General features: G+C 61.5%; 10 protein-coding genes. 2 read left to right on the top strand and 8 right to left on the bottom strand.

The window, feature by feature from the left end:
- Positions 1–89 precede the first annotated feature (89 nt).
- Positions 90–2,516 carry a glucose/quinate/shikimate family membrane-bound PQQ-dependent dehydrogenase gene (locus KDX39_RS18045; protein WP_231661290.1) on the top strand — a complete coding sequence of 809 codons (2,427 nt, stop codon included), beginning with the start codon at positions 90–92 and terminating at the stop codon, positions 2,514–2,516.
- Between the two features lie 155 nt (positions 2,517–2,671).
- Here KDX39_RS18045 and KDX39_RS18040 read toward each other — a convergent pair whose 3' ends face one another.
- The 8 genes from KDX39_RS18040 to KDX39_RS18005 all read right to left on the bottom strand — a co-directional run bounded on the left by KDX39_RS18040 (position 2,672) and on the right by KDX39_RS18005 (position 10,602).
- Complete coding sequence (locus tag KDX39_RS18040; protein ID WP_099226141.1) at positions 2,672–3,868, bottom strand: ABC transporter substrate-binding protein; 1,197 nt, start codon at positions 3,866–3,868, stop codon at positions 2,672–2,674.
- The gene (locus KDX39_RS18035; RefSeq protein WP_231661289.1) at positions 3,865–4,884 is read right to left on the bottom strand and encodes a CobW family GTP-binding protein; all 1,020 of its coding nucleotides are present in this window, start codon (positions 4,882–4,884) and stop codon (positions 3,865–3,867) included. The genes KDX39_RS18040 and KDX39_RS18035 overlap by 4 nt, the downstream gene beginning before the upstream one ends.
- On the bottom strand, positions 4,881–5,180 hold the full coding sequence (locus KDX39_RS18030) for a hypothetical protein (RefSeq protein ID WP_231661288.1): 300 nt from the start codon (positions 5,178–5,180) through the stop codon (positions 4,881–4,883). The genes KDX39_RS18035 and KDX39_RS18030 overlap by 4 nt, the downstream gene beginning before the upstream one ends.
- Positions 5,181–5,203: 23 nt before the next feature.
- The gene (locus KDX39_RS18025) at positions 5,204–5,953 is read right to left on the bottom strand and encodes an SDR family NAD(P)-dependent oxidoreductase (RefSeq protein ID WP_231661287.1); all 750 of its coding nucleotides are present in this window, start codon (positions 5,951–5,953) and stop codon (positions 5,204–5,206) included.
- A gap of 159 nt (positions 5,954–6,112) precedes the next feature.
- Positions 6,113–6,874, bottom strand: a complete 762-nt coding sequence (locus KDX39_RS18020; protein ID WP_231661286.1) for an SDR family NAD(P)-dependent oxidoreductase — start codon at positions 6,872–6,874, stop codon at positions 6,113–6,115.
- A gap of 11 nt (positions 6,875–6,885) precedes the next feature.
- Positions 6,886–8,226, bottom strand: coding sequence for an MFS transporter (locus KDX39_RS18015; protein ID WP_231661285.1), 1,341 nt, complete (start codon positions 8,224–8,226; stop codon positions 6,886–6,888).
- A 27-nt stretch (positions 8,227–8,253) separates the two neighbouring features.
- Positions 8,254–9,135 carry a polysaccharide deacetylase family protein gene (locus KDX39_RS18010; RefSeq protein WP_004881821.1) on the bottom strand — a complete coding sequence of 294 codons (882 nt, stop codon included), beginning with the start codon at positions 9,133–9,135 and terminating at the stop codon, positions 8,254–8,256.
- Between the two features lie 87 nt (positions 9,136–9,222).
- Positions 9,223–10,602, bottom strand: a complete 1,380-nt coding sequence (locus KDX39_RS18005; RefSeq protein WP_442964554.1) for an amidase — start codon at positions 10,600–10,602, stop codon at positions 9,223–9,225.
- Between the two features lie 343 nt (positions 10,603–10,945).
- On the opposite strand from KDX39_RS18005, the gene KDX39_RS18000 reads away from it, so the two are divergent.
- Positions 10,946–11,938 carry a GntR family transcriptional regulator gene (locus KDX39_RS18000; protein ID WP_231661284.1) on the top strand — a complete coding sequence of 331 codons (993 nt, stop codon included), beginning with the start codon at positions 10,946–10,948 and terminating at the stop codon, positions 11,936–11,938.
- Positions 11,939–11,979: the final 41 nt, after the last annotated feature.

The raw sequence follows: 11,979 nt of genomic DNA, 5'->3' as shown, positions 1-11,979 counted from the left end.
ACAGTTAGTCTGGTTTCAAGAGTGGCTCAGGACGCTGCAGAGGTTGCAGCGCCGGGGTCAATCATTCAATTCTCGCGGAGATTCGCATTATGAGCACTGATGGTGCTTCGGGTAGAAATCGTCTGTTACCGACACTGCTCGGGCTGGTGATTCTGTTGATGGGGCTGGCCTTGCTGGTCGGCGGCATCAGGTTGCTGCAACTGGACGGCTCGCTGTATTACCTGCTGGCCGGTATCGGCTTTGCGGTGACCGGCGTGCTGTTGATGACCGGGCGCAGTGCTGCGCTGGGTCTCTATGCGTTGCTGCTGTTCGCCAGTACGGTCTGGTCTCTGTGGGAAGTCGGTCTGGACTGGTGGCAACTGGTGCCGCGCCTGGCGCTGTGGTTCGCGCTGGGGCTGGTACTGCTGCTGCCATGGTTCCGCCGTCCGCTGCTGCATAACGGCCCGGCCCGCATGGGCACCGGTGCGCTGAGCATCGCCGTGGTGCTTGCCGGTCTGACCGCGCTGGCCAGCCAGTTCACCAACCCTGGCCGCATCGAAGGTCAACTGGATCGCGAGACCGCAGGCACGACCAATACCGCGCCGGCCATGCCCGACGGTGACTGGCAGTCCTACGGCCGTACCGCGTTTGGTGATCGCTACTCTCCGTTGGCACAGATCACGCCAGAGAACGTCAGCAAGCTGGAGCCAGCATGGACGTATCGCACCGGCGACATTCCAGGCCCGAACGACCCGGGCGAAACGACCGCCGAGAACACCCCGCTCAAGGTCAACGGCATGCTGTATGTCTGCACGCCGCACAGCCAGGTGATCGCACTTGACCCGGACACGGGCAAGGAAATCTGGCGCTTCGATCCGAAGATCAGCACCCAGAACGCCGAGAATTTCAAAGGCTGGGCGCACATGACGTGCCGTGGTGTCTCGTACCACGATGACGCAGCCTATGCCGCCGCTGGTGCTCCGGCTCAGAGTCCGGCTGCCCCGGCTACGACGGACGCTTCGACTGCAAGCGCTTCCTGCCCGCGCAGAATCTTCCTGCCGACTGCCGACACCCGTCTGATCGCCCTGAACGCCGACACCGGCAAAATGTGCGAAGACTTCGGCAACAAGGGCTCGGTCGATCTGACGGCCAACATGGGCACGTTCGCACCGGGTGGCTACTACTCCACCTCGCCTCCGGCCGTGACCAAGGATCTGGTGATCATTGGTGGCCACGTCACCGATAACGTCTCGATGGACGAACCGTCCGGCGTGATCCGTGCGTACGACGTACACACCGGTCGTCTGGTCTGGAACTGGGACAGCGGCAACCCTGAAGCCACAGCGCCTATCGCTGAGGGTCAGGTCTACACCCGCAACTCGCCGAATATGTGGTCCATGTTCAGCGTCGATGAAAAGCTTGGCATGATCTACCTGCCGATGGGCAACCAGACGCCTGACCAGTGGGGCGGCGACCGTACGCCAGAATCCGAGAAATACAGCGCGGGCCTGGTTGCACTGGACATCGCCACCGGCAAGGTGCGTTGGGATTACCAGTTCACTCACCACGACCTGTGGGACATGGACGTGGGCGGTCAGCCGACCCTCATGGACATGAAAACCGCTGACGGCATGAAACCAGCCGTTCTGGCCTCGACCAAGCAGGGCAGCATCTATGTGCTGGACCGCAGCAATGGTCAGCCTATTGTGCCGATCAACGAAGTGCCGGTGCCACAAGGCGCGGTCGAAGGCGATCACACCTCGCCGACCCAGCCCAAGTCTGACCTGAACTTCATGCCGCCTCCGCTGAAAGAGCGCGACATGTGGGGTGTGACCCCGTTCGACCAGATGCTGTGCCGGATCGACTTCAAGTCGCTGCGTTACGATGGTCCGTTCACTCCGCCATCGCTGCAGGGTTCGATCGTTTATCCAGGCAACTTCGGCGTGTTCGACTGGGGCGGTATCTCCATTGATCCGGTCCGCCAGATCGCGTTCGTGAATCCGAGCTACATGGCGTTCCGCTCCAAGCTGGTGCCATCGGCTGAAGTCGAAGGCGGTCCGGGCCGCAAGAGCGAAACCGAAGGCGTACAACCGAACAAGGGCGCACCGTATGGCGTGATCCTTGAAGCACTGCTGTCGCCAATGGGCCTGCCTTGCCAGGCACCCGCATGGGGTTACGTGGCTGCGGTCGATCTGACCACCCACAAGACCATCTGGATGCACAAGAACGGCACCGTGCGTGACAGCTCGCCGATTCCGATCCCCCTGACCATGGGCGTTCCAAGCCTGGGCGGTACGTTCACCACCGCCAGCGGCCTGGCATTCCTGAGCGGTACGCTTGACCAGTACCTGCGCGCCTACGATGTTCGTAACGGCAAGCAGCTGTGGGAAGGCCGCCTGCCAGCAGGCGCTCAGACCACACCAATGACCTACACCGGCAAGGACGGTCAGCAATACGTGCTGGTCGTGGCCGGCGGTCACGGCTCGCTGGGCACCAAGCAAGGTGACTACGTGATGGCGTTCAAACTGCCGAAGTGATGTTGCGCTGAGGTAAAGGAAAGGCGGCCATCGAAAGATGGCCGCCTTTTTTTGTGCGCTCGGATGACTGAATGCATTCCCCATGGGAGGCGGTTTATGGCTGCACGAAAACATGTGTATAAAGATGAGCGCGGAACCAGGGACACGATCAATAGCTAACGCGCTTTCCCGCCCGGTTTGCCACCCGCCCGCAGGATGTCGCTCCAGCGTCGAACGAGGTAGTTGTGCTCATTCATGACCGAGTTCCACACAGCGATGTGACCCATGCGCTCCTCATATGAACCACCGTCGCGCACTTCTCCGGCATCGATCAGCGGCAAGCCGTCGCTGCCCAGCAATTGCTCGCGTGCAGGCAGACCGGCGTACCAGTAGTCCCACTCGGCAGCGCTCAGGTGATCGCGGCTGCGGGCCGGGTTGCCTATGTAGTAACCCTGACGCGCCATCACCGCGCCCGGCCAGCCGGACAGCCACCAGTTCAGATAGGCATAGGCCGCGTCGAGCACAGGCCCCTTGGCATGGCGTGAAAGAGACAACCCGCCAAACCAGCCGCGATAGCCTTCCTTCGGCACCGCAACGCGGTATTTCACACCCGCGCGATGCAGTCGCACCAGCGTCGGCGACCACAGGCTCTGAATATCGATGGTCGGGCTAAGCATCAATTCCGCCGCCTCCTCGTCGTCCGACCAGAACGCACCGAAATGCCCTTGTTGCTGTTTACGCACCAACACGTCGGCGAGCAGGTCGATTTCCTCGATGCACATGTTGCCGATGTCCTTGAACTGCGCCAGTCCCGCCCCCTGCACCGCCAGCGCCGCGTCCAGTGCGCCGATGGCAGCATCGCTCTGCAACGCGATGCGTCCACTCCAGACCGGGTCGAGCAGCCAGCCCCAGCTTTCATCGGACGGGCTCAGACTTTCGGGCAAACGCTCCGGGCGATAGGCAAAACTGTCGGCGTTGTGGGTCAGCGGCAGCATGCTGATGCGCTCGGTGACGGCACTGCCCAGGCTCCCGTCGTGCTGCACGAAAAGGCGCTCGCTGGGCACACTGCCGCTGCCGGGTTGATCGGTAGGCCTCAAGCGCCCGCGCTTGGGCAGGTCGTTGATCTCGTGCCACAGCGCGATCCGACGCGTATCGATAGGCTGAATCGCCCGTGCCGGCCAGACGAAATCGACGTTGTGAAACCACTGATCGTAGAGGTCGTAACTGTCCGGCTGCATGACCGCAATCCGCTGCGCGGTCTGCACATCGTGAATCTGATAGACCAGCTTGATGCCCAAGTCCTGTTCGGCGCGCTCGCGCAGAGACTCAAGCAACGTGACCGAGGTGCCCAGCACACGCAAGGTGATGGTCATGCAGCGGTCTCGCTTGGGGCCGAGGTCAGAGGCGGCGCGAAGCTGCTGGCGAAGACGTCGAACGAGTGGCGCAGCAATTCAGGGTCGAGGCCGCGCAGGATGAATACCAGACGCGAGGTGCGATCATCACCCGGCCAGGCTGCAAGATGGACGGGGGCATGCAGGCAATGCTGCACACCATGGATCACGACAGGGGCCTGATTGGCATTCACATTGAGCAGTCCTTTGACACGCAGGATTCGTTCGCCGTGGCATCTTAACAGCATCGACAACCACACCCCGAATCCGACCCAGTCCAGCGGCCGCTCGAAGGTCAGGCAACAGACCTGTGCATCGCCATGCCGGGGCAATGTGGATTGCGGGCGATGCAGTTGCCAGCGGGTCACTTCCTGCGCGGGCTCTGCACTGCGTACACCCTGCCCAAGCAACAACTGATCGCCACTGTAAACCTGTGCGGTGTCCAGCAACGGTGCGGAAAAATTGAGCGCCTGAAGATGCAGACGCAGTGCATCGAGAGCAGGCGCATCGACCAGATCGGTCTTGCTCAGCAGCAGCCTGTCAGCGGCGGCAACCTGCGCCAGCCATTCAGGGTGCAGGCGCTCCTGCAGCGCGGCATGGCAGGCATCGACCAGGGTAATTATCAGCCCCATATGAAAACGCCCGCGCAGTTGCGGGTCATGACTCAGCGTGGCAAGGATCGGTGCCGGGTCTGCAAGACCGGTGGTTTCCAGAATCACACGACGAAACGCCGGGATTTCACCGCGACTGCGTCGCTCCAGCAGACCGAGCAACGCGTCTTTCAACTCGCCACGAATCGAGCAACAGACACAGCCGCTGGGCAGCAGCACGGTATCGGGTGCCACTTCTTCGACCAGCAGGTGATCGATTCCCACATCACCGAACTCGTTGATCAGCAGCGCCGTGTCGCCCATGTCTTCATCCGCCAGCAGGCGCTTGAGCAAAGTGGTCTTGCCGCTGCCCAGAAAACCGGTAATCACGTTAAGCGCAATGCTCATGAGGACCTCTGCAAATGTTCAAGCAGACGTGAATCGAGCGGATCCAGCGGCCGGCCGATCAGCAGTTCGGCCTTCTGCCACAACTGATCCAGACCGCTCGCCAGCTCCTGTTTGCCGGTCGCGCCCTGCAGCAAATAGGAAACGCCCTGAAAGTCCTCGACCTTCAAGCGAAACGGCGCGACCACTTTGTTGATGGCTGCAATGCGCCGCAAGCGTTCACGCCGCCTTGGCAGCTCGCCACTCAGCGGATCGCTCCAGTGCACGTCTTCGCCCAACAGCCCGCACAGTCCACACATAGGTCATTCCTCGCTCAGGTGCATCACGGCATCACGTCGCCGGAGTTAGGCCCCAGTGTCTGACCCACGAACAGATTGCCGCCCGGCTCACTGGCGAGCAGTACCGCGACCGGCGCGACTTCTTGCGCAAGACCGAAACGGCCCAAGGGCAGCTCGGCCGCCTTGGCGGCTTTCCAGGCGCTGCTGATACCTGCAACCAAAGGCGTTTCGATGGGGCCGGGCGCGATGGCGTTGACCAGCACGTTGTCCTTGGCCACTTCCAGCGCCAGGGATTTGGTAAAGCCGATCACCCCGGCCTTGGCAGCGGAATAATGCGTCAGCTCGGCCCCGCCCTTGATGCCCAACTGCGAGGCGACGTTGATGATTCGTCCCCAGCGTTGCGCCAGCATGTACGGCAAGGCGCGCTGGCTGGCGACGAACACACTGGTGAGGTCGACGCGCAGCATGTCGTTCCACATCTCGATGCTCAGGTCGACGCAGCGCGCCTGGGTCAGCATGCCTGCGTTATTGACCAGAATGTCGATGCCGCCGAACTGCTCGACGCACGCATCGACACCGGCCTGCGCGCCGTCGACCGTACCGACGTCAGCCACGCAGGCGTACACCTGCGCGCCAAGCTGGCGGCACTCTTCGGCGATTGTAGTCAGGTTATTCGGATCACGATCGCCCAACACCAGCCGCGCGCCTTCGGCGGCATAGGCTCGCGCGATGGCAGCGCCGATACCGCTGCCTGCGCCGGTGATCACGGCGCGTCTGTCTTTGAGTTGTTGCATGGTGGATTCCTTGTTGCGTGTCATCGAGCGCGTGATCGTGCCCATCTCTGTCTACGTACACTGATCGTGCCCATGCTCGGCGTGGGCATGCAGCCGTGCGGACGCGGAGCCTCAAGAGCGGCGTGACCACGCAGAGCGGTAACAATCAAAAAATCAAACTCACTCCGGCCAGCGCACGGTCAGGCCGCCGTCGATCACGATGCTCTGCCCGGTCAGGTAGCTGGCTTCATCACTGCACAGAAACCGCACCAGCGAAGCGACCTCATCCGCCCGTCCGACACGCCCCAGCGGAATCGCCTTGGCAGCCTGCTTCAGCCCTTCCGGACCGAGTGAATTCTGGCTGTCCAGCGACTGCGGTGTTTCGATCAAGCCGGGAATCACCGCGTTGCAGCGGATGCCCTTGGGTGCCAGTTCAACTGCCAGCGAACGGCACAGCCCTGGCACACCCGCTTTGGCTGCGGCGTAATGCGAGTGGTCCTGCCAGCCGTACACGCCACCGGCAATCGACGAGATCGCCACCAGTGCGCCGCCCTCACCCATGTGCCTGACTGCCGCGCGGAAGGTGCGCATAACACCGGTCAGGTCCACGTCGAGCATTTCATTCCAGCGCTCGTCGGTCATTTCCAACAGCGGCGCACGACGCAACAAGCCTGCATTGGCGACTGCGTAATCAACCCGGCCAAAAGCCGCCAAAGCCTGACTGGCCAGATTGTCCACCGATTCGGTACTGACGACGTCCAGTGGCAGCATGAGGCATTCGCCGCCCGCCTCTTCCACCAACCGACGGGTTTCATCCGGGTCGTGCGGGTCGGCCGGGTAAAACCCGCCCGCCACCGCAACACCCTGCCGGGCAAACGCCACCGCCAGGGCCTGACCGATGCCGCTGGCGGCACCGGTTACCAGTGCAACTTTACGAGTCATGTGCATTTTCCTCATTTGACGGTTTCAGGGCGCACGTGACGGGCCGCGAACATCAACGCGCCGGACAGGAAGCAAGGCAGCGCGCCGAAGTACAGCGCCGAAGTCTGCCAGTCGCCGCCTGCGCTCAGCACCGACGTGGCACCGAAACCCGCGACCACAGCACCGATAGGCCCCATGGCATGAATGATTGCGCCGCCGGTGGCGCGGATGCTGGTGGGAAAACTTTCACTGATGAAAAACAGCGCTGCCGAGTACGGCCCGATCAGGAAGAACAGACCCAGGCTGTACAGCCCGACGACCATTGGCATGTTGCTCGGCCCATAGAGCATGCCCGCAAACGCCAGACCGCCGAGCATCCAGCCCAGACCGATCACGTTGCGACGGCCGATCTTGTCGCCCATCCAGCCGTGGCTCAGGTAGCCGCAGTAACCGACCAGGTTGGACAGCACCAGAATGATCAGCGAGTTTTCGAACGAGATGTGGTGCACGCTGACGATCACTGTTGTGCCCAACACGCTGAACACCTGAATCGCCGCCCAGTTGAGCAGAATCGCTGCGCCGATAACCAGCGTTGCGCGCAGCGAGGTGCCCCGAAACGCCGCCCCAAGGCCTGCCTTGCTGTGTTCGTCGTAATCGACGCCATAGGTATGCGCTACGGCCTGCGCCTGGCTGACCTCACCCTTTTTTCGCAGTTGCGTGATGCGCTGATGGATCTGGAACTGCGGGCTCTCCTTGAGCTTGCGCGCCATGATCGCAATGATGATGGCCGGAATGGCCGCAAACACGAAGCAACCCTGCCAGCCAATGATCGGCAACAGCACCGCCGTCAGGCCCGCCGCGATCAACGCGCCGACCGGCCAGCCGCCTTGCACGAGGCTGTAGATAAAGCCGCGGCGCTTGGCAAGACGCGGGTCATCGGACGCCGCATAGATTTCACTCAGGTAGGTCGCGTTGACCGTCTCTTCCGCGTAACCCAGGCCGCCCAGCGAACGGATCAGGATCAGCGGCGACTTGCCCCACGATCCACCAATGGCCGTAAGCGCCGAACAGATCGCCGATCCGCTTACGGTAAACATGATGCCCACACGCCGTCCCAGGCGATCCACCAACGGGCCGATGGCCAGCGCCACCACGGCCGTACCGACCGCGACCCAGGTCGCGATCTCGGCCTGCTCCACTTCACTCCAGGAAAAGTGCCGCCCGATCTCGGGCAGCAGGGTCCCGAACAGAATGAAGTCGTATACCGCAAACACCCACGCAAAAAAGGCTATCCATGTGGCGAAGCGAACTTGCTCCGGCGTCAACTGCTCTGGCTTCCAGCCGGTCAGGTCAAGCTTGTTGTATATGGACATGAGTGATGCCTCGGACAGGGCTGTGAATCAACGGTTACGTGGGTTGCGACGCACGAAGTCGTCGGCTATCTCGTCGAAGGTGACGAATTTGACGCCCGCATGGCTCTGGATATGCTCGATAAGGCGCTCAAGCATCAGCAGCACCTGTGGGCGTCCGGACACATCGGGGTGGATGGTCATGGTGAACACCGCGTGCTCGTGCTCGCGGTACACCCAGTCGAACTGATCGCGCCACATTTCTTCCAGGTGACGCGGGTTGACGAAGCCATGGCTGTTGGGGGCTTTCTTGATGAACATCATCGGCGGCAGGTCATCGAGGTACCAGTTGGCCGGAATCTCCACCAGGTCGGTTTCTTCACCACGTACCAGCGGTTTCATCCAGGTGTCGGGGTGCTGGCTGTAATCGATCTTGGTCCATTTGTCGCCCACGCGAACGTAGTACGGGTGGAAGTCGTTGTGCATCAGGCTGTGGTCGTACTTGATGCCCTTCTTGAGCAACAGCTCGTTGGTGACGTTGCTGAACTCCCACCATGGCGCGACATAGCCGGTCGGACGTTTGCCGGTAACCTGCATGATCAGGTCGATCGACTTGTCGAGGACGATTTCTTCCTGCTCCGGTGTCATCGCAATCGGGTTTTCATGGCTGTAGCCGTGTACACCGATTTCATGACCCGCATCGGCCACCGCCTTCATCTGCTCGGGGAAGGTTTCCATGGAGTGGCCTGGAATGAACCAGGTGGTACGCAGCCCGTAACGCTCGAACAACTTGAGCAGGCGTGGCGCACCGACTTCGCCCGCGAACAGACCGCGCGAGATATCGTCCGGCGAATCTTCACCGCCATAAGAGCCCAGCCAGCCCGCGACGGCATCCACGTCCACACCAAACGCACACAGAATTTCTTTAGCCATTGTTGTTTCTCCTGCTGGTTGATCGGACCGGTCCACCGAATGGAGCAAGGTCACCGGTCAGTCGTTGATAGGGTGTTCAAGCGATGTTCATAAGGGTTTCAGCAGCGCTTCTACCGCCAGCGCCGCGCGCAACAGCCGGGCGTCCTCTCCTGCTGGCGCGCTGAGCAGCAGCCCGGTGGGCAGACCGCACGCGTCGAAGCCGCTGGGCAGCGAAACGCCGGGCATGTTGAGCAGGCTGCCGGGCATGGTCAGGCGCAGCGTTGCGAGGTTGGTCTTTATGAAGAGCTCGTTGTCAGCCAGCAAAGGCGCCAACGGCGGCGCGACATGAGCCACGCTCGGGGTGATGAGCAGCGCGCCGTCCAGTTCGAGGGTCAGCCGCTCCTGCAAGCGCTCGCGGGCGGCGTACAAATTGATCAGCAGACTGGCAGGCATGTGCCGGGCAGCCTCAAGGCGCATGCGAACGCGCGGATCGAGGTCGACGGCCGCGTCGCTGTCGAGCAATGGCTGATGCAGGGCAAACGCTTCCGCCGCGCCCAGCCAGCCGCTGTACTGGATCAGGTGCAAGGTGGCTTGAAAGGCTTCGCAAGGGCGCATTTCCACCAGCGCACCGGCAACGCGTAGCGCCTCGACAGCGCGCAGCAGGTTGTCGCGCACTGCCGGTTCGACACGTGTGTCGTCCAGCACCGTCTGATCGACGATGAATTGCTGACCGGCCAGACTGCGCGGCACGTGCGAAGTCGGCTTGCTGCGTGCGCACAGCAGGTCGTCGATCACCAGCACATCTCGAACACTTCGGGTCAGCGGCCCGACACTGTCCAGCGTGATTGCCAGCGGGAACACGCCATCGCGGCTGTAACGGCGACTGGTACTGCGAAAACCCACCAGACCGTTGAACGCCGCGGGAATGCGAATCGAGCCTGCGGTGTCAGTGCCCATCGCAATCGGCACGATGCCCGCTGCGACAGCAACCCCTGAGCCTGATGACGAGCCACCGGGAATCCGTGGCGAATCATCGCCGAGCGGATTGACCGGCGTGCCGAAATGCGGATTGAGACCGAGCCCGGAATACGCAAACTCACTGAGGTTGGTCTTGCCCACACTGACCATGCCGGAGCGGGCCAGCAGCCCGACGCTTGGCGCGTCCAGGCAAGCGGCGCTGACCTGTCGGCGGGTAGCAGAACCGGCCGTGGTCACGGAACCCGCCACATCGAACAGGTCTTTCCACGCCAGCGGAACGCCATCGAACGGGCCGAGCGGCTGACCCTGCTTCCAGCGGGCGGCCGACGCTTCGGCCTCGCGACGGGCACGTTCTTCACTCATCGAAATGAAGGCGTGATCAACCTGACCGGCACGATGCAGGGTCTGCTCCAGGGCTTGCACGGGATTGTTTCGTCCCTTGGCGAAGTCTTCGGCCAGTGCGCAGGCATCGAGCGTGGTTCCGGGAGCGGTGGTGTCCATCATCGACATGGCAGACCTTAAAAATGTACTTATTAATAAAATGTACATTTAACAAAGGCAGAATCCATGCCAATCTGGGACTCATGGCCCGCTGAAAAGGCCGCCTCACGCGCTTGAATGCGCCAAGAACATTGGATTAGAAACCTTTCATTGTCGGCACACACGTTGAGTCGGTGGTATGCAGAGCATTTGGTCGGCTGTCACAATGAAATAATGTATCTTTTATAAAAGGTACATTTTAGTGCAGATAGGTAACGGTGGCCCCATGAGTGAGCATGCAGATGTACCTCAAGGTGACAGTGGCGCATCTGTGCGAGAATTGTTCGTCAGCCGTCAAAAGTGTAAGAAAACGATGTCAGATGAGGACCCGCGTACCGCCTCGCGTTACGCCACGATCCGTGAAGTGTTACGCAACGCCATCCTCACGGGTGCGGTCGCCAATGGACTGGTATTGCTCGAAGCGCCGTTGGCAGAACTGTTTGGCACCAGCCGCGTTCCAGTGCGCAAGGCGCTCAACCTGCTGCACGACGAAGGACTGATCACCCGGTTCGACGGGCGCGGTTATCTGGTCAACCCGGACGGCGGCTCGGTCGAACCCTTGCGCCTGAGCCTGAGCCACAAACAGTTCGGGCTGGACAGCAGCGAAGAGCTGGTAGACACCCGCCCGCTGGGTGAGCGCATCCATGACGAGATCGGCGCGGCGCTGTCGGCGTGTATCGCTTTTGGTCATTACCGTCTGGATGAACAGAGCGCAGCCGAGCATTTCGGGGTCAGCCGCGCCATTGTTCGTGAAGCGCTGATGCGTCTGCGTGATCGCGGACTGGTGGAAAAAGAACCCTATTCCCAATGGTTGGCCGGGCCGCTGACGGCGCGTGAAGTGACCGACGATTATGAGCTGCGCGCCTGTCTGGAACCCGAAGCCTTGCGCCAGACCGGGCCGCATCTGAGTCGCGAGCTTCTGGAAAGCATGCTGGCCAGAACCATCGCGGCGCAGAACGCTGAAAGCTGCAGTCTGGAACAGATCGAGCAGCTGGAAGAGGACCTGCATCAACAGTGTCTGGCGGGCCTGCAGAATCGCAAGATCGCCACCCTGATCAGCCAGGCGCAGAGCCCCATGATTATCAACCGGATCTTCTATCGGCTGCTGGATATCGGTGCCGATGAAGCCATGCTCGCCGAACACCGAATGATTCTCGAACTGCTGCTGCACGGTGCCTTCGACGCCGCCGCACTGAATCTCAAGGAACACCTGCATCGCGCCAGACAACGCATGCTTCAGCGTTTGAAAGTGTTGTCGGTGCTGCCCGAGCAGGAAGTACCGGGGTATCTGACGCGGTTGAGTTGATCAGCACTCATTTCGGAAGGTAACGTGAACCCTGCACCTGG

The sequence above is a fragment of the Pseudomonas sp. CDFA 610 genome (assembly GCF_021147865.1).
GTDB lineage: Bacteria > Pseudomonadota > Gammaproteobacteria > Pseudomonadales > Pseudomonadaceae > Aquipseudomonas > Aquipseudomonas alliivorans.
The sequence above is the reverse complement of the archived record's forward strand: the minus strand, read 5'-3'. Positions and strand labels throughout refer to the sequence as shown.

Coding starts and splice junctions, on each gene's coding strand:
- KDX39_RS18040 (WP_099226141.1), bottom strand. CDS start 3,868: ATGACCATCACCTTGCGTGTGCTGGGCACCTCGGTCACGTTGCTTGAG.
- KDX39_RS18015 (WP_231661285.1), bottom strand. CDS start 8,226: ATGTCCATATACAACAAGCTTGACCTGACCGGCTGGAAGCCAGAGCAG.
- KDX39_RS18045 (WP_231661290.1), top strand. CDS start 90: ATGAGCACTGATGGTGCTTCGGGTAGAAATCGTCTGTTACCGACACTG.
- KDX39_RS18025 (WP_231661287.1), bottom strand. CDS start 5,953: ATGCAACAACTCAAAGACAGACGCGCCGTGATCACCGGCGCAGGCAGC.
- KDX39_RS18020 (WP_231661286.1), bottom strand. CDS start 6,874: ATGACTCGTAAAGTTGCACTGGTAACCGGTGCCGCCAGCGGCATCGGT.
- KDX39_RS18000 (WP_231661284.1), top strand. CDS start 10,946: ATGTCAGATGAGGACCCGCGTACCGCCTCGCGTTACGCCACGATCCGT.
- KDX39_RS18010 (WP_004881821.1), bottom strand. CDS start 9,135: ATGGCTAAAGAAATTCTGTGTGCGTTTGGTGTGGACGTGGATGCCGTC.
- KDX39_RS18030 (WP_231661288.1), bottom strand. CDS start 5,180: ATGTGTGGACTGTGCGGGCTGTTGGGCGAAGACGTGCACTGGAGCGAT.
- KDX39_RS18005 (WP_442964554.1), bottom strand. CDS start 10,602: ATGTCGATGATGGACACCACCGCTCCCGGAACCACGCTCGATGCCTGC.
- KDX39_RS18035 (WP_231661289.1), bottom strand. CDS start 4,884: ATGAGCATTGCGCTTAACGTGATTACCGGTTTTCTGGGCAGCGGCAAG.